The organism is Streptomyces sp. NPDC001599 (assembly GCF_042893535.1).
Taxonomy (GTDB): Bacteria; Actinomycetota; Actinomycetes; order Streptomycetales; family Streptomycetaceae; genus Streptomyces.
In genome coordinates this window covers 459808-482806 of the sequence record NZ_JBIAVA010000002.1, presented here as the reverse complement: position 1 = coordinate 482806, position 22999 = coordinate 459808, and the positions used below count along the sequence as shown (strand labels likewise).

General features: G+C 73.0%; 21 protein-coding genes. 8 read left to right on the top strand and 13 right to left on the bottom strand.

The genetic code is table 11. The features are described from left to right. Window positions 1-22: 22 nt before the first annotated feature. Window positions 23-1039 carry a tellurite resistance/C4-dicarboxylate transporter family protein gene (locus ACFYZ3_RS06905; protein WP_388514436.1) on the top strand — a complete coding sequence of 339 codons (1017 nt, stop codon included), beginning with the start codon at window positions 23-25 and terminating at the stop codon, window positions 1037-1039. Here the strand turns inward: ACFYZ3_RS06905 and ACFYZ3_RS06900 are convergent. Then, a complete protein-coding gene (locus ACFYZ3_RS06900) occupies window positions 1017-1370 on the bottom strand; it encodes a hypothetical protein (protein ID WP_388514434.1) in 354 nt (117 codons plus the stop codon). The genes ACFYZ3_RS06905 and ACFYZ3_RS06900 overlap by 23 nt on opposite strands. Before the next feature lie 308 nt (window positions 1371-1678). On the opposite strand from ACFYZ3_RS06900, the gene ACFYZ3_RS06895 reads away from it, so the two are divergent. Both ACFYZ3_RS06895 and ACFYZ3_RS06890 read left to right on the top strand, forming a co-directional pair. Further along, complete coding sequence (locus ACFYZ3_RS06895; RefSeq protein ID WP_388514432.1) at window positions 1679-2719, top strand: NlpC/P60 family protein; 1041 nt, start codon at window positions 1679-1681, stop codon at window positions 2717-2719. Between the two features lie 100 nt (window positions 2720-2819). Then, complete coding sequence (locus ACFYZ3_RS06890) at window positions 2820-3254, top strand: hypothetical protein (RefSeq protein ID WP_388514430.1); 435 nt, start codon at window positions 2820-2822, stop codon at window positions 3252-3254. Between the two features lie 136 nt (window positions 3255-3390). Here the strand turns inward: ACFYZ3_RS06890 and ACFYZ3_RS06885 are convergent, their stop codons facing one another. Further along, window positions 3391-4137: a LuxR C-terminal-related transcriptional regulator gene (locus ACFYZ3_RS06885; protein ID WP_388514428.1), complete on the bottom strand. Its 747-nt coding sequence runs from the start codon at window positions 4135-4137 to the stop codon at window positions 3391-3393. Further along, on the bottom strand, window positions 4134-5426 hold the full coding sequence (locus ACFYZ3_RS06880; protein WP_356855080.1) for a PspC domain-containing protein: 1293 nt from the start codon (window positions 5424-5426) through the stop codon (window positions 4134-4136). Before ACFYZ3_RS06880 ends, ACFYZ3_RS06885 begins: the two co-directional genes overlap by 4 nt. 190 nt (window positions 5427-5616) lie before the next feature. On the opposite strand from ACFYZ3_RS06880, the gene ACFYZ3_RS06875 reads away from it, so the two are divergent. Together ACFYZ3_RS06875 and ACFYZ3_RS06870 are read left to right on the top strand one after the other, a co-directional pair. After that, the gene (locus ACFYZ3_RS06875; protein ID WP_388514426.1) at window positions 5617-7029 is read left to right on the top strand and encodes a PspC domain-containing protein; all 1413 of its coding nucleotides are present in this window, start codon (window positions 5617-5619) and stop codon (window positions 7027-7029) included. Next, window positions 7016-7240 (top strand): hypothetical protein, encoded by a 225-nt coding sequence (locus ACFYZ3_RS06870; RefSeq protein ID WP_388514424.1) that lies wholly within the window; start codon window positions 7016-7018, stop codon window positions 7238-7240. The genes ACFYZ3_RS06875 and ACFYZ3_RS06870 overlap by 14 nt, the downstream gene beginning before the upstream one ends. Here ACFYZ3_RS06870 and ACFYZ3_RS06865 read toward each other — a convergent pair. The 3 genes from ACFYZ3_RS06865 to ACFYZ3_RS06855 form a co-directional block, all read right to left on the bottom strand. Next, complete coding sequence (locus ACFYZ3_RS06865) at window positions 7237-7764, bottom strand: DoxX family membrane protein (RefSeq protein WP_388514422.1); 528 nt, start codon at window positions 7762-7764, stop codon at window positions 7237-7239. The two genes, ACFYZ3_RS06870 and ACFYZ3_RS06865, sit on opposite strands and share 4 nt — an antisense overlap. A gap of 137 nt (window positions 7765-7901) precedes the next feature. Next, entirely contained in the window at window positions 7902-9197 is a 1296-nt protein-coding gene (locus ACFYZ3_RS06860; protein WP_388514420.1) for a hypothetical protein, read from the bottom strand. 161 nt (window positions 9198-9358) lie between these two features. Beyond that, entirely contained in the window at window positions 9359-10162 is an 804-nt protein-coding gene (locus ACFYZ3_RS06855; protein ID WP_388514418.1) for a class II aldolase/adducin family protein, read from the bottom strand. A gap of 127 nt (window positions 10163-10289) precedes the next feature. On the opposite strand from ACFYZ3_RS06855, the gene ACFYZ3_RS06850 reads away from it, so the two are divergent. Continuing rightward, window positions 10290-10781, top strand: coding sequence for a pyridoxamine 5'-phosphate oxidase family protein (locus tag ACFYZ3_RS06850; protein WP_388514417.1), 492 nt, complete (start codon window positions 10290-10292; stop codon window positions 10779-10781). 3 nt (window positions 10782-10784) lie between these two features. On the opposite strand, the gene guaA is transcribed toward ACFYZ3_RS06850, so the two are convergent. Then, a complete protein-coding gene (guaA, locus tag ACFYZ3_RS06845) occupies window positions 10785-12365 on the bottom strand; it encodes a glutamine-hydrolyzing GMP synthase (protein WP_388514416.1) in 1581 nt (526 codons plus the stop codon). Between the two features lie 343 nt (window positions 12366-12708). Between guaA and ACFYZ3_RS06840 the strand changes: the two genes are divergently transcribed. Continuing rightward, complete coding sequence (locus tag ACFYZ3_RS06840) at window positions 12709-12996, top strand: chorismate mutase (protein WP_162495231.1); 288 nt, start codon at window positions 12709-12711, stop codon at window positions 12994-12996. A 347-nt stretch (window positions 12997-13343) separates the two neighbouring features. Here the strand turns inward: ACFYZ3_RS06840 and ACFYZ3_RS06835 are convergent, their stop codons facing one another. Continuing rightward, a complete protein-coding gene (locus ACFYZ3_RS06835) occupies window positions 13344-13745 on the bottom strand; it encodes a hypothetical protein (protein WP_388514415.1) in 402 nt (133 codons plus the stop codon). Here ACFYZ3_RS06835 and ACFYZ3_RS06830 point away from each other — a divergent pair. Beyond that, window positions 13732-14391 carry an LAETG motif-containing sortase-dependent surface protein gene (locus ACFYZ3_RS06830; RefSeq protein ID WP_388514414.1) on the top strand — a complete coding sequence of 220 codons (660 nt, stop codon included), beginning with the start codon at window positions 13732-13734 and terminating at the stop codon, window positions 14389-14391. The genes ACFYZ3_RS06835 and ACFYZ3_RS06830 overlap by 14 nt on opposite strands. Before the next feature lie 118 nt (window positions 14392-14509). Here the strand turns inward: ACFYZ3_RS06830 and ACFYZ3_RS06825 are convergent, their stop codons facing one another. The 5 genes from ACFYZ3_RS06825 to ACFYZ3_RS06805 form a co-directional block, all read right to left on the bottom strand. Beyond that, window positions 14510-16363, bottom strand: coding sequence for a GMC oxidoreductase (locus tag ACFYZ3_RS06825; RefSeq protein WP_388514412.1), 1854 nt, complete (start codon window positions 16361-16363; stop codon window positions 14510-14512). A 48-nt stretch (window positions 16364-16411) separates the two neighbouring features. After that, complete coding sequence (locus tag ACFYZ3_RS06820) at window positions 16412-18025, bottom strand: succinic semialdehyde dehydrogenase (protein ID WP_388514411.1); 1614 nt, start codon at window positions 18023-18025, stop codon at window positions 16412-16414. A gap of 139 nt (window positions 18026-18164) precedes the next feature. Then, the gene (locus tag ACFYZ3_RS06815) at window positions 18165-19889 is read right to left on the bottom strand and encodes a serine/threonine-protein kinase (protein WP_388514410.1); all 1725 of its coding nucleotides are present in this window, start codon (window positions 19887-19889) and stop codon (window positions 18165-18167) included. A 92-nt stretch (window positions 19890-19981) separates the two neighbouring features. Next, a complete protein-coding gene (locus ACFYZ3_RS06810) occupies window positions 19982-21085 on the bottom strand; it encodes a serine/threonine-protein kinase (RefSeq protein ID WP_388514856.1) in 1104 nt (367 codons plus the stop codon). Between the two features lie 92 nt (window positions 21086-21177). Next, window positions 21178-22998 carry a serine/threonine-protein kinase gene (locus ACFYZ3_RS06805; protein WP_388514408.1) on the bottom strand — a complete coding sequence of 607 codons (1821 nt, stop codon included), beginning with the start codon at window positions 22996-22998 and terminating at the stop codon, window positions 21178-21180. Window position 22999 lies beyond the last annotated feature (1 nt).

The following is a 22999-nucleotide window of genomic DNA, read 5'->3' as shown; positions in this document are numbered from 1 at the left end:
CGCGGTATTTAGCATCGGGCGCATGTCATCGGCCACCCATACCTCCGCGCTGCGCGCCTGGTGGGCGCAGCGTCCACCGGCGGCCGGGGCCGCGGTGATGGCGACCGGCATCGTGTCGGTCGCCCTGCATCTGACGGGCCGCGAGGTCCTGTCCCGGATCGCCCTGGTCCTGGCGTGCGCGGCCTGGCTGATACTGGCGGCGAACTTCGTCTACCTGCTGCTGGCCGACCGGGTGCAGTGGGTGAAGCGGGCGGGGACGCCGGGGGCGCTCACCGCCGTCGCCGCGACGACCGTGCTCGGCACCCGTTTCTCCCTGCTCGGCTGGTCGCTCCTGGCGGCGGTGCTGCTGGCGCTGGCGGCCCTGTTGTGGCCGTGGCTGCTGTTCCTGGTGGTGCGGCACTGGGGGCGGCGGATGCCCGGGGCGGTGTTCCTGGGCTGCGTGGCCACGGAGGGGCTCACCGTGCTCGCCGCCACGCTGGCCGCGGCCACCTCGACGCCGTGGCTGGCGCACGCGGCGCTGGTGCCGTTCTGGCTGGGGATCGTGCTCTACCTGATCGCGCTGTTCCGCTTCGACCTGCGACAGGTGGCCCGGGGCTCCGGGGACCACTGGGTGGCGGGCGGCGCGCTCGCCATCTCGGCGCTCGCCGGTGCCAAGCTGCTCGCGGCGGCCGGGACCGGCATGTACCTGTGGAACGCCGACGACCAGGCCGTCCTGCACGACGTGACCGTCTTCCTGCTCACGCTCGACCTCGCCTGGTACGCCGTGCTGCTGGCCGCCGAGATCGCCTGGCCCCGCCCGCGCTACGACGTGCGCCGCTGGTCGACCGTCTTCCCGCTCGGCATGACGGCGGCGGCGACGCTGTCGGTGGCCGCCGTCGTCGACGTCCCGTGGCTGGACGCGCCCGGCCGGGCGCTGCTGTGGATCGCGGTGGCCGGATGGCTGGCGGTCGCTGTAGGGGCGGTCGGCCGGGCCCGGGCCGGGCTGCGGTCCGCGGGCGAGGGCTCCGGGGCGACCGTCAGGTCCACAGCACCGCGATGAAGACGTTCACCACCGTCAGCGCGCCCACCAGGCCGAACAGCGGCTTGTCCACCTTCTCGTCGTCGCGCTTCACGTAGACGAGGCCCAGGATCACGATCAGTACGGCGAGCTTCACCCCGATCTTGACGTTGTCCACGGAGTAGTCCTGGGCCTGGTTGAGACCGACCAGGACGGCACCGGTGACCAGCATCGTCAGCGCGCCGTGCAGCATCGCGGGGGTGAACCGGGCCTCGCCCCGGCCCATCGCCTTCATCTGGGTCAGGAAGCCGCCGAGGAGCGCGGCGATACCGACGATGTGCAGGCCGACGAAGAGGTGGATGAGTACGTCCATGAGGCCGGAGCCTAATGAGGGGCCTGACCCGCACGGACACCGGGCCGCCCCGACCCTCCCATAACAGCTCACGTCCCCCACCCGCCCCCGGTCCGGCATATCGGTCATCACCCTGCGTGAAGGCGCCGGGCCTCGGAGGCCGTGGCGATCACATACGGTCGCCGTCTGATCCCCTACCGCCACTTCCGCGCATCCCGTCACCGGACCGTTACCGACGCGCCTAGCGTCCTGGCCCAGGCAGCCGGAACGGACCGGGGCCGGTCCGGCGCCGGCCGGAGTCGAGTCGTACGGAAGGACGTGGATCGCAGGTGGGAACGCACCGCAGGCCGCGACAGCGCGCGAAGGGCGGGAGCAGGGCCCGTACGGCGGCCACGATCACCCTCGCGGGCGCCGCCACCGCGACGGGGCTGGGCGGGACCGGACACGCCGACCCGCAGCCGACGGCGGCCCAGGTCAGGGCCAAGGTGGACAAGCTCTACCAGGAGGCCGAGGTGGCCACGGAGAAGTACAACGGCGCGAAGGAGAAGGCCGACGCCGCCGAACGCCGCCTGGAGGAACTGCGGGACGAGGCCGCCCGCAAGGAGGACGGGCTGAACTCGGCGCGGGAGGCACTGGGTTCGGCCGCGGCGGCGCAGTACCGTAGCGGCGGTCTCGACCCGGCGCTGCAGCTCGCGCTCTCCTCCGACCCGGACCGGTATCTGGACGGCGCCGCGTTCGTCGAGCGCGCGGGCAGCCGGCAGCACGCCACCGTGGGCCGCGTGCGCAAGGAACTCCGCGACGTCGAGCGACTGCGCGGCGCCGCCCGCGTCGAGGCGGCCTCGCTGAAGTCGCGCCGGGCCGAGCTGAAACGTCACCGCGAGACCGTCACCGGCAAGCTGGAGAAGGCCCGCCGCCTGCTGTCCCGGCTGACCGCCGAGGAACGCGCCGGCGTCGGCGACCGGGCCTCTCGCTCGGCGCCGGGTCCACGGGAGGGCCTGTCCGCCTCGTCCCAGGCCCCCAACTCCCGCGCCGCCGCAGCCGTCGCCTACGCCTACCAGAAGCTCGGCAGCCCCTACGTGTGGGGCGCGACCGGCCCGAACGCCTTCGACTGCTCGGGCCTCACCCAGGCCGCCTACCGCGCCGCCGGCGTCTCCCTCCCCCGCACCACCTACGCCCAGATCGACGCGGGCCGCCGCGTCTCACGCTCCGAACTCCTCCCCGGCGACCTGGTCTTCTTCTACTCGGGCATCAGCCACGTCGGCATCTACGTCGGCAACGGCCGCATGATCCACGCCCCGAACCCGTCGGCTCCGGTCCGCGTCGCACCGGTCGACGAGATGCCGTTCGCGGGGGCGACGCGGGTGGCATGACGCTCCGGCCGCGCGCCGATCCCGCGGGGAGGCGCGCGGTCGCGGCAGCGGGCACGCCGATAATCTGACGGCTTCGACGCACCTCCCGGGGGGGATCCACATGTCGTCGTCGCCGTCCCTGAAAACGCGTCCTGACCTCGCCACCCCGCTGCTGATGATCGCGGTCGGCTTCTACAACCGTGCCGTCTACGGCCCCGAGCGGCGGGGCCACGAGGCGTACCGGATGGTGCTGCTGGGCGTGCCGGTCGTGGGGCTCGCCCAGATGCTGGGGGGCGAACGCGTCGGCTTCTGGCAGATCGCCGGTGCGGTTCTGTGCGTGGTGGCGGCCGCCGGGGTCGTGGTGTGGACGGTCCGGACGATCGGGGCACGCGGCGCGTTCTGGCTCATGGCACCCGCCCGCCTGTCGGCGTTGGGCCCGGACTCGGAGTCGCGGCGACTGTCGGCCACGCAGAACACGGCGTTCCTGACGGCGAACGTGGTGGGCGGGTGCACCGGCACGTGGGTGGCCCGGGTCACGGACGGCTTGTTGTCCTGAACCCGAGGCTCGAGCTCGGGCGTCGGAACGGGCGTACGCGACGAACGCCGTCCAGACCACTCCGGCGACCGCGCAACGGGGGCTTGGGGGAGCGCACTTCGACAGATCGCCGTCGAGCAGCGCGGTCACCCCGGCATCAGACCAGCCGCCGTGCCGTCGCCCACCGGGTCAGCTCGTGCCGGTTGGACAGCTGGAGTTTGCGCAGGACCGCGGAGACGTGGGACTCGACGGTCTTCACCGAGATGTAGAGCTGCTTGGCGATCTCCTTGTACGCGTAGCCGCGGGCGATCAGGCGCAGTACCTCGCGCTCGCGCTGGGTGAGACGGTCGAGGTCCTCGTCGACCGGCGGGGCGTCGGTGGAGGCGAACGCGTCGAGGACGAAGCCGGCCAGGCGCGGGGAGAAGACGGCGTCGCCCTCCTGGACCCGGAAGACCGAGTCGACCAGGTCGGTGCCGGTGATGGTCTTGGTGACGTAGCCCCGGGCGCCGCCGCGGATCACCCCGATCACGTCCTCCGCCGCGTCCGAGACGGACAGGGCGAGGAAGCGGACGGGCCGCTCGGCGTCGCTCATCAGGGGTGCGCAGCGGCGCAGCACCTCGACCCCGCCACCGCCGGGGAGGTGGACGTCGAGGAGCACGACCTCGGGGCGGGTCGCGGTGATGACCGTGACGGCCTGGTCGACGTCGGCGGCCTCGCCGACGACCTCGACCCCGGTCACGTCCGTCTGGCCGATCTCGGCCTGGACGCCGGTGCGGAACATGCGGTGGTCGTCGACGAGCACCACGCGCACGCGGCGCTCCCCCGCGCCGCCACTGGCCGGCTGTGCGGGCTCGGCCGCCTCGCCCGCTCCCGCCGTTCCGTTCGCCTCGGTCGGGTCGCTCATGACGTCTTCTCCGCCCTCTCCATTTCCAGTTCGACCTCCGTGCCGCCGTCCGGCACCGCGCGCAGCCGCGCCGTGCCGCCGTTGCGCTCCATGCGGCCGATGATCGATTCTCTGACGCCCATGCGGTCGGCGGGTATCGAGTCGAGGTCGAAGCCGGGGCCGCGGTCGCGGACGGACACGAAGACCGTCCTGCCCTCGACTTCGGCGTAGACCTGTACGGCGCCGCCCTCGCCACCGTACTTGGCCGCGTTCACCATCGCTTCGCGCGCGGCCTGCATCTGTGCGCTGATCCGCTCGTCGAGCGGGCAGTCGCCGACGACGACCACCTCCAGAGGAACGCCGTGCTTGTCCTCGACCTCCGCGGCGTTGCGCTTCACGGCCTCGGCGAGGGTGGTGGGCTCGTCGTCCTCGTCCTTGCCGTTGCCCTCGGGTTTGTAGAGCCAGGAGCGCAGGTCCCGCTCCTGGGCCCGGGCCAGGCGGCGCACCTCGCCCGCGTTCTCCGCGTTGCGCTGGATCAGGGTCAGGGTGTGCAGCACCGAGTCGTGGACGTGTGCGGCGACCTCGGCGCGCTCCTGCGCGCGGATGCGCATCAGCCGCTCCTCGGAGAGGTCCTGCGTCATCCGCACCAGGTAGGGACCGGCGAGGAGGGTTATGCCGACGAGGACGGCCAGGGCCGCCTGCAGGACGGAGCCGAGGTGGGCGGCGGATCCCTGGAGGACGAAGATGCCGGTGACACCGGCCGTCACCAGCAGGACGCCCCCCACCGAACGCAGCAGGGTGACCGTGCGGCGATGGCGTCCCACCTCGGCCCAGCGGGCCCGGCGCGCGTTGTCCGCCTGGCGCCAGACGAGGGCGACGCCGGCGCCGACGAGCACGGTCGGCCAGAGATAGGCCTTGGCGCCGCCGCCCAGGTCGACGTTGCCCACGAAGACCAGGGCGACGACGACCATGAGGAGCAGGGCGACCATCTGCCCCTTGTCCGGCTTGCGGGCGACGAGTCTGCGGCGGCCGTCCGGCGCGGTCTCGGAGGTGACGAGGGACGGCGGCTTCTGCGCCTCCACTCCCCCGACGCCCAGCGGCACGAAGAACCAGAAGGCCGCGTACAGCAGCGCACCCAGGCCGTCGGCCATGAAAAGGCCGACGAAGGCGAACCGGACCCAGACGACGGGCAGCCCGAGATGCCCGGCGAGCCCCCGCGCCACCCCACCGAGCCAGCGTCCGTCGCTGCTCCGGTAGAGCTTGCGCGGCGGCCGCGGTTCGACGACGGGTGCTGCTGCGGCTTCCGGCATGACACCGATGGTCACACGGGTGCGGGAGGCGGAGCATCAGGGTCGTTCCCCCAATCACCCCTGATCTTCGGACCGCGGGAGACCTTGGGGGTGTCGAACACCACCCGGGCCCGGAGTCAGGGCCGATATCAGGGTCCGACCAGGGTCGAACCGGCTGCCGTCACGGCGCCGCGCCCGTCACCATGGACCCATGACCGATCACGAGCACGCCGCGACGGGTCCGGGACCCGGCTCCGGCCCGCACCCCCCGCCGGGCGCCGGGCCGCAGGATGCCGCGCCCGCCGCGGATGCCGGTGCGGCCGGCCCGGGCGCCGTCGGCGGCACGGACGGCCCCGGGCCGCCGCACCGGTTCCGGCGCGACCGGCGGCACAAGGCGCTGGCCGGAGTGTGCGCCGGCCTCGGGCGGCAGTGCGACCTGGACCCGGTGATCTTCCGGATCACGCTCGCGGTCCTCTCCGCGACCGGCGGCATCGGCCTGATCTTCTACGGCTTCGCCTGGCTCTTCGTCCCCTACGACGACGAGGAGGAGAACGAGGTGCGCAAGCTGCTGACCGGCCGGGTCGACGGCCACGCGCTGGCGGCGGTGCTCTTCGCCCTGGTCGGCTGCGGCGTCTTCCTCACCATGCTGCACAACGGCGGGGTGCTGACCTTCGCCGTCGTCCTCTCCCTGCTCCTCGCGGGCGCCGGGTACTGGTCGCGGCACCGCAGGGCCCCCGAGCCGGACCCGCTGTCGGCGCAGGCCGTCGCGGACGCCCCGCCGGAGGCGAAGGCACCGCCGATCATGTACACCTGGCCCTCCTGGTGGCGCGACCCCATCGTCAAGGACGGCACCCACGACGGCGGTACGGGCTACATGTGGGGCCCGCCGGACTCCGCGGAGCGTGACATCGCGGCGGCCGTCAACATCGGCCGGGGCATCCCGGGGCGCGGCGACCGCGCCACCGCGGGCGACCGGCGCTCCCGGTCCCCGCAGACCCTCGGCATCGGCGGCTGGGTGTTCCTCCTCGCCACGCTCGCCGGCTTCCTCGGGACCCGGCTGACCTGGGACGACCACCCGCTCGGCACGAGTCTGCAGACCGGACTGGCGTGCGCGCTGGCCGTCTTCGGCCTCGGTATCGCCGTCAGTGCCTTCCTCGGGCGCACGGGAGCCGGTTCGATCTTCCTGGCCGTCATCACGGCGGGCCTGCTGGCCGGATCGGCCGCCGTCCCGGACGACGTCGGCACCGAATGGGTCCGGACCACCTGGAAGCCCGTGGTGGCGGCCGACGTACGCGACCAGTACGACCTCGGCACGGGCAGCGGCACCCTCGACCTGTCCCGCCTCGACCTGGCCCGCGGGCAGACGGTGACCACCCGGGCCGACGTGGGCCTGGGCCGAATACGGGTCGTCGTGCCGCCGGACGTGACCGTGCGGCTGTACGTCGAGGTGGGCGTGGGCGACATCCAGCTGCCCGGCGACGACAAGAAGGACGTGGACGTGGCACCGGGCAAGCGCGAGGAGATCACCCTGTCCCCCACCGTGGGCGGCAAGGATTCCGGCACGCTCGACCTCGACCTCCAGGTCGGCGTGGGCCAGGCGGAGGTGTCCCGTGCTGCGTCATAGGTTCCAGCCCGGACGCCTGGTGGCCGGTGTCTTCCTGATGCTGGCCGGCGTCCTCTACGCGGGCGACGCGGGCGGCCTCTGGCAGACGCCGTGGTTCGTGGTGATCCCCGTCGTCAATGGCGGGCTCTGCCTGGCGGGCGTGGTCGGCATGGTGGCCCGGTCCGCGCACCGGCGCCGCGCGGAGCTCCACGCGGCGCCGGACAGGCCCTAGCGGTACCCGCCCGTCCGTCGCCTGCGCCGGGTACGCAGTACGGCGTCCAGTGACAGCAGCGGGGCGCCCGCGAGGACGAGGGGGAGCCAGGCCATCAGATAGGCGAGATCGTTGCCGTAGTAGTAGGGGTCGGAGGCCCAGCTGACGGTCAGCCACAGGCTGAGCGAGATCAGCGCACCGCCCAGCGCCGCCAGGCGCGTGAGCAGCCCGAGCAGGGTGCCGATGCCGACGGCCAGCTCGCCCAGGGCGATGGCGTAGCCGAAGCCGGGCGGGTTCTTCAGGGCGAGGTCGACCAGGGCGGGGACGGCCGAGGAGTCGCGGACGGTACGCATCATGTCGCCGACGGAACCGGCGCCGGAGTCCTTCATGAAGGCGCTGTCGGTGAGCTTGTCCAGACCGGCGTAGACGAAGGTGACACCGAGGAAGATCCGCAGGGGCAGCAGGGCGTACCGGGCGGCGTTGTCCCGCCAGTCGCCCCCGCCCCCGGGTGAGATGTGCGCATCCGTCCGCATACCGTGCGTCATCACTGCCAGCCGCCTCTCGCCGCGCGTGCCCAGACCCCCCACCAGACCATACGTACGGCACGCCGGTCCGGCTCAGCCTCGCGACCGTTTTCTCGTCATCGGCCCCGAGCGGTTGCCGGCCGGGGGCGGACGAGGCGTCAGTCCGTCACGTCGATCGCGTACCGGTTGGTCTCCACACCCGCGCCCGTGACCACCTGGACGTCCACCCGCCCTGGTTCCACGTCCGCCGGGACGGGGACCGTCAGCAGGTCGTCCGTGGGGTTGCTGAAGCCGCCCGTCACCGGCACCAGGGGGACGTGGACGTTGACCGCGCCGATGCGGACGACCATGCGGGACAGCCGGTCCGCCCGCTGGGCACCCGGCGGCACGAAGCCCGCCCCGCGGATCTCGATGTCGTCGCCCGTGCGGATCGGCGCGTCCAGGTCACCGGCCTCGCGCGCCCGGACCACGGAAAGGATCACCGGCCGGCCGCCCTCGGCGTACTTCCCGGCCACGTAGGTCGCCGCCGACACCAGCACCACCACGGCGAGGCCCCACGGGAGGTCCGGCAGTTGCTCCGGGCGCCGGGCCAGCCGTACCGCCGCGAACACCAGGGCCACGGTGCTGATCACGACGTACTGGATGTCGGCGAAGGTCCCGCGGCCCGCGTCGTCCGTCAGCAGGTCGGAGGCGCGCGGCCGGTCGGCCCGCACCTTCTGCAACCGCTGTCCCAGCACCCTGAGGCCGACCACCCGCCGCACCAGGACCGCGATCCCGCAGACCACCGCGAGCACGGTCACCGCGCCGGTGCCGCGGCCGAGTTCGAGGCCCGAGATCAGCGCGTCCCGCCGGTCGTGCCCCGAGGCGACGGCCAGCTGCCCGGCGAGCACCAGCACCGCGTAGGCGACGAAGAGGACCCAGGCGGCCGCCACGGCACGGGAGGTGGACAGGCGGTTGTCCTCGCCGATGACCGGGGCCAGCGCGCCGCCCCGGGCCCGGTGGAACCAGGACGCCGCCGTCAGCGCGCCGCCCACCACGAGCGCGGCCGCGAGTCCGGCGGTGCGGGCGGCGGACCAGCCGGTGCCGACCACGGTGAGCGACTGCCCGAGCAGCAGCAGGACGACCGCCGCCCACACGACGGCCGCCGTACGCCGGCCCAGCGCCGCGAGCCACGCGTCGCCCTCGGCGCGGCCGCGTTCGGCGACGGCCTCCGCGGACTGGGTCAGTTCCTCCGAGACCCACTGGCGGGAGGCCGAGGCCGAGTGGGCCACCGCGGCGGGCAGCCCCTGCCCGGCCGCGAACTCGTCCCGCCGCAGCAGGAACGCGGCGACCGCCCGGCGGTGCCCCTCGCGGGCGCCGTGCGGACAGTCCCCGCAGGTGCAGCCACCACCGTGCGCCGCCTCGTACGCGTCCCTGTCCGAGCCGCTCCCGCGTCTCGCCTCCTGCACCGCCACGCCCGACGCCCGCCTTCCCGCACCCGCTAAGTCCCTTGGAACGACAGCGAATTGTGCCGTATCCCGGCCCGCGCCCGCGCGCTGCCCCGCCCAACGTCTGCTCAGCGCGGGTGATGCGCGGATCACCGTGTTGACGCCGCCCCGAGCCGCCTCGGAGGCGGTCAGTCGAACAGGTCCGGTTCGCGGCGGGTGACCTCCTGCCACAAGGGCTGGTAGTTGATCCACGCCACCAGGTCGCCGCCGAGCTGTTCCCGGGTCGCCACGGCCTGCCGGTGGCCGATCGGCACCGGCCGCCCCGCCGCCTTCGCCAGCAGCTGCACCTGGCAGGACCGCTCCAGGGACAGGAACCACCAGGCCGCCGCGTCCACGGAGTCGCCGACCGTCAGCAGCCCGTGGTTGCGCAGCACGAGCGCCTTGCCGGAGCCGAGCACCCGTGCGATGCGCCGCCCCTCCTCGGCGTCGACGGCGACGCCCGAGTAGGAGTCGTACAGGGCGTGGTCCTCGTAGAAGGCGCAGCTCTCCTGGGTGATCGGTTCGAGCGGCTCGCCGAGGGCCGACAGCGCGCGCCCGTGCACCGAGTGGCAGTGGGCGACCGCGACGACGTCCGGACGGGCGGCGTGGACCTGGGAGTGCACCGTGAAGGCGGCCTGATTGACGTGGTGACCGCCCTCCACCACCTGCCCCTCGGAGTTGACCAGCACCAGATCGCTCACCCTGATGTGGGCGAAGGCCACGCCGAACGGATTGACCCAGAAGCAGTCGGTGTACTCGGGGTCGCGGGCCGTGATGTGACCGGAGACCCCGTCCTCGAACCCGTACCGCCCGAAGAGGCGCAGCGCGCAGGCGAGCCGCTCCTTGCGATGGAGGCGTTCGTCCTCGACCGAGTCGTGCCGCGGCGGCATCGCGAACCGCAGCCGGTCGGTGGGCAGCGGCGGGGGCTCGGCGGCCCCGGGCGTCCCGTGCATGTGTTCTCTGTCCTTCGGCGCCGGATGTGCCCTACGTGCCGGAAGTTACCGGCGGTGCGGCCTGGAGGACAGGTTCGGGGACCAATACGCGACAGAGGATGTCGGTTTTGGCGTTCACACTCGGTGCATGACTTCAGGCACTCCTGTGAACTGGGCCGGTTTCGCCGCCGCGGAACCCGCACTGGCCGACACCGTCGAGGCGCGCTTCGGCGCGTACACGCACCACGTCCTCGCCACCCTGCGCAAGGACGGCGCGCCCCGCACCACCGGCCTGGAGGTGCGTTTCCTCACCGGCGAGCTGTGGTTCGGCATGATGCCGGACTCGCTGAAGGCGCTCGACCTGCGCCGCGACCCGCGCTTCGCACTTCAGGCGAACCCCGGGGAGGGCACCGGCATGGGCAGCGGGGACGTGCGGATCGCCGGCCGGGCGATCGAGGTCGAGGACGGGGACGGGAAGACCAAGGCCGGGTACGTGAAAGAGGTGGAACCGCCGGAGCCGTTCCACCTCTTCCGCACCGAGCTGACGGAGGTCGTGCGCACCCGCGTCGAGGACGACAGGTACCTCGTCGTCGAGATCTGGCAGCCGGGAAAGCCCCTGCGCACCGTCAGGCGCGTTTGAGCCTCACTCCCACTCGATCGTCCCCGGCGGCTTGGAGGTCACGTCGAGGACGACGCGGTTGACGTCCTTGACCTCGTTGGTGATCCGGGTCGAGATCTTGGCGAGCACCTCGTACGGCAGCCGGGACCAGTCGGCCGTCATGGCGTCCTCGGAGGAGACCGGGCGCAGGACGATCGGGTGGCCGTAGGTGCGGCCGTCGCCCTGGACGCCGACGGAGCGGACGTCCGCGAGCAGCACCACCGGGCACTGCCAGATGTCGCGGTCGAGGCCGGCCGCGGTCAGCTCCTCGCGGGCGATGGCGTCGGCCTCGCGGAGCAGGTCCAGCCGCTCCTTGGTGACCTCGCCGACGATGCGGATACCGAGCCCGGGGCCGGGGAACGGCTGGCGCTGGACGATCTCGTCCGGCAGGCCCAGCTCCTGGCCGACCATCCGGACCTCGTCCTTGAACAGCTGGCGCAGCGGCTCGACCAGCTCGAACTCGATGTCGTCGGGGAGGCCGCCCACGTTGTGGTGGGACTTGATGTTGGCGGTGCCGGTGCCGCCGCCGGACTCGACGACGTCCGGGTAGAGCGTGCCCTGAACGAGGAAGGCGACCTCCGGGCCGTCCTCCTGCATGATCTCCAGCTGGGCCTGCTCGAAGACCCGGATGAACTCGCGGCCGATGATCTTCCGCTTCTCCTCGGGGTCGGACACCCCGGCGAGCGCCTTGAGGAACCGCTCCTCGGCGTCCACGACCTTCAGCTGCACGCCGGTCGCGGCGACGAAGTCCTTCTCGACCTGCTCGGTCTCGCCCTTGCGCATCAGGCCGTGGTCGACGTAGACGCAGGTCAGCTGGGAGCCGATGGCCTTCTGGACGAGGGCGGCGGCGACCGCGGAGTCCACGCCGCCGGACAGCCCGCAGATGGCGCGCTTGTCGCCGACCTGCGCGCGGATGGCCGCGACCTGCTCCTCGATGACGTTGCCCGTGGTCCAGTCGGGGCTCAGGCCCGCACCCCGGTACAGGAAGTGCTCCAGCACCTGCTGCCCGTGCGTGGAGTGCATGACCTCGGGGTGGTACTGGACGCCGTAGAGCTTCTTCTCGTCGTTCTCGAAGGCGGCGACCGGGACGACGTCCGTGGAGCCGGTGACGGTGAAGCCCTCGGGGGCGGCGGAGCAGGCGTCGCCGTGCGACATCCACACCGACTGCTCGGCCGGGGTGCCCTCGAAGAGGGTGGAGGACGGCTTGGAGACGGCCAGCTCGGTGCGGCCGTACTCGCGGGCGCCGGAGTTGTCGACGGTGCCGCCGAGGGTCTGCGCCATCAGCTGGAAGCCGTAGCACATGCCGAAGACGGGGACGCCGGCCTCGAACAGGGAGCGGTCGAGGGTGGGGGCGCCCGGCTCGTACACCGAGGAGGGTCCGCCCGAGAGGATGATGGCCGCCGGGTTCTTGGCGAGGATCTCCTCGACCGGCATGGAGCTCGGCACGATCTCGCTGTAGACCCGCGCCTCGCGGACACGACGGGCGATGAGCTGGGCGTACTGCGCGCCGAAGTCGACGACCAGGACGGTGTCGGGGGCGGCGGCAGCGGGAGTCGCTGATGACACGGGGTGCCTTCCGGCGGTCGGGCGGGGGGCTTGTGCCCCCGATTCTACCGAGCTGGGCAGGTACCCCCGACCTCGCCGTCGCCCCCGCTCCAGTCCCCCGGGCGTCCCACCATGCGAACCGGCTTGGACACCGGCCGCGGCCGGGGCATACTGGGCCCATGCTCAAGCACCAGACGTTCCTGTTTACCTATGGCAACCGGCCCACCGGCTGCCATGGTCGTGCTGCTTGAGCAACTGACAAGCGACTTCCCAGGCGCCCCGGGCCGACAAGGTCCGGGGCGCCTGGCGTTTGCGGACCGTGCCGGTCCGGGGTGCCGCCACCCTTCGGCGAGGAGCCACCGACATGACCGTCACCGCAGCAGACAAGACCGGCGCCCGTACCCCCGAGGCCGCCGACGTGATCACCGGCGCCCGGGAGCGGATCGACGCTCTGGACGACCGGATCATCGGGCTGATCCAGGAACGGATGGCCGTCTCCGCCGTCATCCAGGAGGCGCGGATCACCTCCGGCGGCCGGCGTGTGAACCTCTCCCGCGAGATGGAGGTGCTGGACCACTACCGGGAGGCGCTGGGCAAGCCGGGCACGGCGCTGGCGATGACGATGCTGGAGCTGTGTCGCGGACGCGTGTGAGGGCCGCGGCGCCGCCGTGGGGCTCGTATCTGAGTTCGGTCCCCTTCTCACCCGTACGGCGCGTGACCGGCACGCGAGCGGCTTCGTTGGTCCCGGTGTCCGTGTCAGCCAGGGGCGGGCCCGAAAGAACCACGCGTGGCTCGCTGGAGCGATGAGACGTACGGATCATGCCGTGCGTCGTGGGACCTCGCTCCAGGAAGTGACCGGACGGCAGGGGACAGCAGCCCGGTCACCCAAGAGAACGGCCGGCTCCGGGGACGCCCGGGGCCGGCCGACGGGACGGGTAGTGACACAGGACACATAAGGATTCTGTGAATACGGAGACAACCATTCACAGGTTCCAGTGATCAAACGGGCATGAAGCTTCGTCGCGCCCTGGCCGCAGCCGCCGCCACGGCAGTGATCTCCCCCGTCGCGCTGCTCGCGGCCCCGGCCGCCTCCGCGACCGGCAGTACATCGCCGACCCCGTCCGCCTCGTCGGACGGTTCACCGTCCCAGGGCGGGCCGACGAGCGGGACCTCGCCCGCCCCGAGCGACTCCACGAGCCCGTCCACCAGTTCCTCCGCCTCCCCGGCCTCTCCGGCCTCTCCGAGCACGTCGGGCGCGGGCACCCCCGCCCCCGACGGCACGCAGACCACCACGGCCGCCCCCGCGAACCCCTCGCCGAGCACCTCCGAGCCGGAGCCGAGCACCTCCGAGCCGGAGGAGACCGCGAGCCCGGACCCCGAGCCGTCCGTGTGCGAGGACACCAAGGTCGACGTCGGCATCGAGGGCCTGCCCGGCGAGATCGCGGCGGGCAGCGGCTGGCACGAGTTCTCGCTGAACGTGGCGAACGACTCCGGCTCCACTCTGCAGAACCTCGCGTACCTGGCCGGCGCCTCCGCCGACCGCGACGGCGAAGAGCTGTTCGAGAGCGAGAAGGTCCGTCTCCAGGCCTGGAACCCCGAGGACAGGGCCTGGATGGACCTCGACGAACTCGGCTACGCGGTGGGCTACGTCGGTGACACCGACGAGCTGGAGCCCGACTACGAGGTCGTCATCCCGATGCGGATCGACGTGCGGGCCGATGCGCCCGTCGGCACCGGCTTCACGCTCGGCGCGACGATCTACGGCGACGCGGACGGCGAGTGCACCGGCTTCGGCGACGTCGCCTACAGGTTCCGGATCGTGGCCCCCGGCACGGACACGGACGGCACCCGGCCGCAGGAGGGCGGGAAGGCGCCCGTGACCGTCCGGAAACCGGCCGCCGACACCCCGGAGGTCACCGGGCGCCTCGCCGCGACCGGCTCCAGCTCGGCGCTGCCGGTGATCGGCCTCGTCGGCGGGCTCGCCGTGGTGGTCGGCGGCGGCGCGGTGTTCGTGGTCCGGCGGCGCAAGGCCGGCTCGGACGCCTGACGCCCACGCTCGCGAGAGCGGCGTGACACAGGCTGGGTGAGGGGGACCCGCGCTCGGAGGGGGGCGCGGGTCCCCTCCGCCTTCTCATGCCCGGGCAGCGGCCGCTCCTCCGTGGCCGCTACTTCTTCGGCGGCACCGTCGGCATCTCCACGAACGGCAGACGCAGCGCGCCGAAGGCCTGCTCCGGGACGGCCGGCGACCGGGGCGCGACGGCGGCCACCCGCTCGTACCCGGCGCCCTGCGCGGGGCGCGGGTCGCTCTCGCCCTTGTTGGGCCAGTACGACATGGCGCGCTCGGCCTGCGCCGTGATGGTCAGGGACGGATTGACGCCGAGGTTGGCCGAGACGGCGGCGCCGTCGACGACCGAGATGCCGGGGTGGCCGTAGAGGCGGTGGTAGGGGTCTATGACGCCGGTCTCGCGGGAGGCGCCGATCGGGCAGCCGCCGAGGAAGTGGGCGGTGAGCGGGGTGCCCATCAGCTCGCCGACGTTGGAGCCGGCGAAGCCGTTGATCTCGGCGGCGAGTGCGGAGGCGCCCTCGGTGGCGGCCTTGATCTGCTTGGGGTTGGGCGAGCCGTGGCCCTGGCGTGCGGTGAGCAGGCCCTTGCCGACGCCCGTCGGTTTCAGGTGCGTGGTCAGGGAGTTGTCCAGGGACTGCATGACCAGGCCGATGATGGTCCGCTCCGACCATTTGCGGTTGGAGAGCGAACGCAGGACCAGCAGCGGGTGCTTGGCCGCGTGACCGAGGAAGCCCAGGACGCGCGAGGCGCCCGAGGCGGTCTGCCCGGCGTAGGGGACCTGGAGGATGGACAGGCCGCCCATCGAGTTGGATCCCTTGCCGTAACGGACCGGCTCGATGTGGGTGTTGGCGTCCGGGTGGATGGAGGACGTGATGGCCACACCGCGCGTGAAGTCGGCCCGTGGCTCGCCGGTGGCACTGCGGTAGCGCCGGTCGTCGGTCTGGGCGCCGACCAGTGCCTCGGAGTTGGTGCGGGTCAGCTCGCCGAGCTTGTCGGACAAGTAGGGCAGTTGTCCGCCCGCCTTCATGCGGTGCAGCAGGGTCTGGGTGCCGTAGGTGCCGGCGGCTATGACGACGCGGCGAGCGGTGAAGGTGCGGCCCGCGTCCTTGTTCCCGCGCTTCCCGCCCTTCCCGCCCTTTCCGCCCCTCTTGCGGTCGGTGGGGAGCGTGGCGATCGCGAAGCCGCCGCGCGAGTCGTCCGTGACGGAGACGGCCGTGGTCATCGGGTGGACGACGGCCCCGGCCTTCTCGGCGAGGTAGAGGTAGTTCTCGTTGAGGGTGTTCTTCGCGCCGTGCCGGCAGCCGGTCATGCACTCGCCGCACTCGTTGCACGCCTTGCGGTCGGGGCCCGCGCCACCGAAGTACGGGTCGGGCACCCGCTCGCCCGGCCCGGCCTTCGCGGTGCCGTCGGCGTCCTCGCCGTCCCCGAAGAAGACGCCGACCGGGGCCATGTGGAAGCTGTCGCCGCAGCCCATCTTCTCGGCGGCGGCCTTCAGGTGCACGTCGGAGGGGGTCATCGTCGGGTTGAGACGGACCCCGAGCATGCGCCGGGCCTGGTCGTAGTACGGCGTCAGTTCCTCGTGCCAGTCGGTGATGCCCCGCCACTGGGGATCGTCGAAGAAGGGCTTCGGCGGCACGTACAGGGTGTTGGCGTAGTTGAGCGAGCCGCCGCCGACCCCGGCTCCTGCCAGGACCATGACATTCCCGAGCAGGTGGATGCGCTGGATGCCGAACATGCCGAGCTTCGGCGCCCAGAGGTAGTTCTTCAGGTCCCAGGAGTTCCTGGGCAGCGACTCCCGGGTGAAACGCCGGCCGGCCTCCAGGACGCCGACGCGGTAGCCCTTCTCGGTGAGGCGGAGGGCGGAGACGGAGCCGCCGAAGCCGGATCCCACGACGAGGACGTCGTAGTCGTACCCGTTCTCGTCCCGGGTCTGGACGGAGTTCTCCTGCGACACGTGCTCTCCTCGTTGAGAACGGACGGTGGTGGGCGTCGGTCGGGTCGGTCAGCGGAAGCGGAACGCCTTCATCAGGCGCAGGCTCCGGCTCATGAACGCCGCGTACTTCTCGTCGTCCATGCCGAGCGAGGGCGCCATCGGCAGCAGCCGCTGGTGGGCGACCGTCTGGGCCTCGGTGTACTTGAGGATGCCCTCGGAACCGTGCCGGCGGCCGAGGCCGGAGTCCTTCATGCCGCCCATCGGGGACTGGACGCTGCCGTAGGCGGGCGCGTACCCCTCGTTGATGTTGACGGTGCCGGTGCGCAGCCGGGCGGCGACCTCGCGGCCGCGCCGGGCGTCCTTCGTCCAGACCGAGGAGTTCAGGCCGTACGGCGTCGAGTTGGCGTGCTCGACGGCCTCGTCCTCGGTGGTGAAGCGGTAGACGGAGACGACCGGGCCGAAGGTCTCCTCGGCGCACACCGTCATGGGGGCGGTGACGCCGTCGAGGATGGTCGGCTCGTAGAAGTACGGGCCGATGTCCGGGCGGGCGACCCCGCCGGCGACGAGCTTCGCGCCCCGCTCCACGGCATCCGCGACGTGCGCCTTCACGGTCTCCAGCTGCCGCTCCCCCACCAGCGAGCCCATGTCGGCGCCGTAGGAGAGGGAGGTGCCGAGCCGCATGGCCTTGGTGCGGGCGGCGAAGCGCTCCAGGAAGGCGTCGGCGACGGACGCGTGGACGTAGAGCCGCTCGATGGAGATGCAGAGCTGGCCGGCCGAGGAGAAGCAGGCGCGGACGGCGCCCGCCGCGGCCTTGTCGATGTCGGCGTCCTGAAGGACCAGCATGGCGTTCTTGCCGCCGAGTTCCAGGGAGACGCCGACCAGGCGGGCGGCGGCTCCCTGGGCGACCTCGCGGCCGGTGCGGGTGGAGCCGGTGAAGGAGACGTAGTCGGCGTGCTTGACGACCTCGGGGCCGACGACCGGGCCCTCGCCGAGGACGACCTGGAAGACCTCGGCGGGCAGCCCGGCCTCGATGAGCAGGTCACGGGCCCACAGGGCGGTCAGGCAGGTCTCGGTGTCGGGCTTCATCACGACGGCGTTGCCCGCGACGAAGGCGGGGAGCGCGTCGCCGACGGACAGCTCCAGCGGGTAGTTCCAGGGGGCGATCTGGCCGACGACGCCGCGCGGGTGGCGCAGCTCGGTGACCTTGGTGAGGGTCGGTACGGCGCCGGTGTGCCGCTTGGGGCGCAGGTAGGCGGGGGCCTTGCGGCCGTAGTGCCGGGCGGCGACGGCGACGGCCTGGACCTCCTCGTGGGCGTGCAGGCGGGCCTTGCCGGTCTCCAGCTGGATGAGGTCGAGGACCTCGGCCTGGCGCGCGAGGACCAGGTCGTGGAAGCGCAGCAGGACCGCGGCACGCTCCCGCACCGGTACCTGTGCCCACACGGCCTGGGCGGCGCGGGCCCGCTCGAAGGCCGCGGCCACGTCCTCGGGCGTCGCCTCGGGCAGGTCGGCCAGCTTTTCGCCGGTGAACGGGGTGTGGTTGGCGGTGCGGCCGGAGCCGGCCACGCCCTTGGTGAGCTGGGCGACCAGCTCGGGCGTGACCACGTCGGCAGCCGTGCGGGCGCCCTCCGGGGTGGGGGCGAGGGGGTTCGTGCCGGTGAGTTCCGGGGCCTGCGCGTCCGTCATGAGCCGCAGGGTATGACGCCGGGCGGGCTTTGTGTACCCGTCGGTAATGGGGATTCACCACGATTCACCGAGTGCTCACACAACGCCAGTGATCGCTGGCAACAAACCCGCTGATCAGGGCGTTGTGCGAGCGGGGCGCTCAGGTGCCGTCGATGTCCAGATTGGCGACGGCCGTCCCGGCCACCTCACGCCCCCGCTCGGTGAAGTCGCCCTTGCCCGGATAGCTGACGGTGAGCTTGTACATGTCGCCCGCGGACGTCCGGTAGTAGAAGATCCGCAGTTCGCGCGGGCGGGGATGCTGGCTGTCGGTGGTGGTGTAGACGACGGTGTTCTCGGCCGACTTCTCACCCCGGTACTCGGTCTCCTTGGGGTCGGTCTTCGGGCTCTCGGGCGGCATGGAGAGCTCGTACTCCCCGCTCTCCTTGAACTTCCCGTCGTCGTCGTACATCTCGGCGGCCGCGGACCCGGCGATGTTGCCGCCGGTGTCCTCCGCCTTCTTGTCCAGGGTCAGGCCGATCCAGACGGCGCCGCTCTCGTCGGTGTAGGTGACCCAGTGCTGGCCGGCCTCGTCGGGAACGGTGCGCTTGTAGCCCTCGGGCACCGCCAGGGTCGCGGCGAGCTGCTTCTCGTGCGGGGTCTCCCAACCGTCGGGCAGCGGCCCCGCGAAGGGGTCCGCGAGCACCAGGTACGCGGCCACCGCCGCCGCGACGACCACCGCACCGAGCGTGACCCACGCGTTGCGGCCCAGCCGGACGCTCCAGCGGGACACGGGCGCCGCGCCCGGCTCCTCGGGGCCGTCGAGCCGGACCACCTGGGTGGGCTGCGGCGCGGGCGGGTTCGCGGCGGCGTCCAGCAGGGCGCGGACCCGGGCGGCGTCCGGGCGGCGCGCGGGGTCCTTCGCCAGCAGGCCCGTGATCACCTCGGCCAGCGGGCCCTGCGCGGAGGCGGGCGGCGCGGGCGTGGCGTTGAGCACCGACTGGAGCGTGGCGGGGGTGTTGCTGCGGCGGAACGGCGACACGCCCTCCGTGGCGGCGTACAGCACCACGCCCAGCGACCACAGGTCGCTCGCCGGGCCGGGGCGCTGGCCCAGCACCCGCTCCGGGGCGATGTACTCGGGCGAGCCGACGAAGCCGCCGGTGTCGGTCAGGCTGGTCTCACCCTCGATCTGGGCGATGCCGAAGTCGGTGAGGACGACCCGGTCGTACCGGCCGAGCAGGACGTTGTCCGGCTTCACGTCCCGGTGCAGGACACCGGCGGCGTGCGCGGCCTCCAGCGCGCCGAGCACCTCCAGGCCGATCCGGGCCGCCTCGCGGGCGCTCAGGGTGCCCTCCTGGAGGGCGTCGCCGAGCGAGCGTCCGCGCACGAGTTCCATCACGATCCACGGCTGGTCGTCCACGACCGCCACGTCGTGCACGTCGACCACCGCGGGGTGGTCGAGCCGGGCGGCGGCGCGCGCCTCGCGGCGCATCCGCTCGAAGGCGTTGTCCCGTTCGCGTTCGGGAAGGTGGTCGGGGACGCGGGGCTCCTTGACGGCGACCTCGCGGTCGACGGTCTCGTCCTTGGCCCGCCAGACCGTGCCCATGCCGCCGTGCCCGAGCTTCGCGATCAGCCGGTAGCGGCCGGCGATCAGCCGCCCGGCACCCGGGTCCGGGGCGGCGGCCTCAGGAGCGGGCGACGGGGCCGGCGGAGGAGCCGCCGGAGGAGTGGACGAGGGGGTCTGCGACCGCGGCGGTACGACCTGGGTCGGTGCCGCGTACGGATTGCCGGGATGCGGATGCGGCACCGCGGCCGGCCGGTTCGGCGGTTGCAGGTCAAAACTCGTCGGCTCGTCCGCCCCACTGCGGGGCCCCCCGTTGCTGCTCATGGGTCCATCCATATCGCGCCGGACGTGACCCTTTCCACCGCGGATGCCCGGCGGTCACAGACCCGTGACGCACGATGCCGCTTATCTCCCGTTTAGGTGGCGTTGCCGGAACCGGACACGGCCGGAGACGCGGGCTCCGTCGTCGTCGGCGGCGGTGTCGACGTCGGCGTGGCGGGCACCGAACTGGTCGGCGTACCGCCCCCGTCGTCGCCTCCGTCGGCGAACAGCGCGGCCGCCGTGACGCCCGCGCCCGCCGCCGCGACGACCAGCAGCACCGCTGTCAGCACGCTCCGCTTCACGCTCCGCCGCGCGCGCAGGGGCCGGCCGGTGGCGGCCTCCTCCGGTGTCACGGGCGTACGACCCGTGCTCAGGAAGGCGCGCAGCATCCGCTGGGCCGACGCCGCGTCCAGGCGCCGTCGCGGATCGCGTTGCAGCAGGCCCCGTACGACCGGGAGGAGCGGTCCGGCCTGCGCGGGCGGGCGGATCTCCTCGGTGACCACGGCATGCAGGACACCGCCCAGCGAGTCCCGGTGGAAGGGGGACGCGCCGCTGAGGACCGCGCACAGCAGCACGCCCAGCGACCACAGGTCGGACTCGGGCCCCGTGCCGGCCCCGGACATCCGCTCCGGCGCGGTGTACTCGGGGGAACCGACGAACGAACCGCTCTCGGTGAGCGTGGTGGCGCCCGCGACCTGGGCCACCCCGAAGTCGGTGAGGACGACCCGGCCGTCGTCGGCGACCAGCACGTTCGACGGCTTCACGTCCCGGTGCAGGATCCCGGACGCGTGGGCCGTGTCCAGGGCGTCGAGCAGGGCGACGCCGATGCGGGCCGCCTCGACGGCGTCCACCGGACCGCGCGCGAGGACGCGGTCGGCGAGCGAACCGCCGTCGACCAGTTCCATGACCATGTACGCGCGTTCGTCGTCCTCGACCACGTCGTGCACGACGATGACGTGCGGATGCCGCAGCTGCGCGACCGCGCGGGCCTCGCGCAGGGTGCGCTCACGGCGCCGTCGGGCCTCGGCCGCGGAGAGGGTCTCGTCGAGGGGGAGGGCCTTCACGGCCACTTCGCGGGCGAGCAGTTGGTCGGTGGCCCGCCACACGATGCCCATGCCGCCGTGGCCGAGCCGCTCATGGAGCCGGTAACGGCCCGCGATGACACGCCCGCCCGCCCCCTCGGTCACCATGCGTCCCATCATGCCCCACCGGACGCACCGGCTCCGGGCCGCTGTCACACGGGTGGCCGACAACCGACGGGTGTGCGGACGGTGTCGCGACGGGGGGCGGCTCAGCCGGTCTTCTCCTGCCAGCTCTGCAGCACCGCCTTGAACCGCCGTTGCGTGGTAGGCCAGTCGCCCGCCGGTCCCGTCATGTTGAGGGCGTACTCGACGCCGTCGCGGGACATGTACATCTGCGACACGGCGCGGCGCGGGCCGGGGAACTCGGTGTCCTTCGCCAGCGCGGTCCAGGTGTACTCCCAGCGGGCGCTGTCGCGGTCGCGGTAGCCGGCGCGTTCGAGCTTGACGCGCCGGTAGTCGACGAGCCGCTGGAGCAGTTGGGCGTCCAGGTCCTGCTGGTGGGCGTACGGGTCGTTGTAGTCGGGAGCGGTGTCGACGGATATGCGCAGGACGTGTCTGCCGCCGTCGGGGGTGTAGTCGATCTGCCGGAGTTCGCCGCTGTCGCCGTCGAAGTCCCTCCGCTGCCAGTTCTCGGGCAGGTAGAGGCTGAAACCCAGCGGGTCGTCGCGGCGTGTCCAGTCGGCCGGGACGGATCCACCGGGGCCCTTGCCGGTCGTGGCGGAGGCGGAGGGGGAGGGAGCGGCCGAACCGGTCGGCCCCTGGGTGGGGTCGGCGCCGGCCGACGAGCCGCCCTCGTCGCGCTGTTGCAGCACCACGGCGGTACCCGCGCCGATCAGCGCGGCGACGGCGACGACCAGGGCGAGTGTGCGCATGCGGACCCGCCGTGCGCGTGCGGGAGCGGCGCCGCCCGCCGCCGGGGCCGGCGCGTAGCCCGGCGCGGCGTGCCCGCCCCGGGGGTGTCCGGTCGGCCCGGGGCCGACCGCCGTGGGGCCGGTCGTCGGCGGGTACGGCGTGGCGCCGGTCCCGCCGGCCTGCTGGTACGGCGTGGCGCCCGCTCCGCCGGCCTGCTGGTACGGCGTGGCGCCCGTCCCGCCCGCCTGCTGGTACGGCGTGGCACCGCTCCCGCCGGCCGGCATCCCCTGTACGGCCGTGTCGCCCGCGCGCGGCGGCCCCGCGTACTGGGTGGTCGGCACATAGGCCTGGGCCGCGTCCGGGCGTCGGCCCTCGGCCGCCTGGGCGAGCAGGTGCTCGGCCTCGGTCGCGTCGGGCCGCTCGGCCGGGTCCTTGCGCAGCAGGGCGCTGATGACGGGCGCGAGCGCACCGGCGTACCGGGGCTCGGTGGCCTCCTCCTCGACGACCGCCTGCATGGTGGTCAGCGGTGAGGTGCGGCGGAACGGCGATCTGCCCTCCACCGCCGTGTACAGCGTCGCGCCGAGTGCCCACAGGTCGGAGGAGGGCCCGGGGTCGTGGCCGCGGACGCGCTCGGGCGCGAGGTAGTCGACGGAGCCGACGACCTCTCCGGTCCTGGTGATGGTGGAATCGCCCTCGATCTGCGCGATGCCGAAGTCCGTGAGCAGGACCCGGCCGTCGTCGGCGAGCAGCACGTTGCCCGGTTTGACGTCGCGGTGCAGTACCCCGGCGGTGTGCGCGGCGCGCAGGGCGCGCAGCACCCACAGGCCGATACGGGCCGCCTCCCGCGGGTCGACCCGCTCCTCCTCCTTGACGGCGTCGGCCAGCGAGCGGCCCTCGACCAACTCCATCACGATCCACGGCCGGCCGTCGTGTTCGAGTACGTCGTGCACGGTGACGACGGCCGAGTGGTTGATCCGCGCGGCCGCGCGCGCCTCGCCCCGAGTGCGTGCCAGGAGGATGGCCTGGTCGCTCTCGGAGACGTAGAGCGCGGCGGTCAACTCCTTGATGGCGACGGTCCGGTGCAGCACCTCGTCGTGAGCGCGCCACACCCGGCCCATGCCGCCGCTGCCGATGGCTTCCCCGAGCCGGTAGCGTCCCGCGACGAGCCGGCCCTGCATC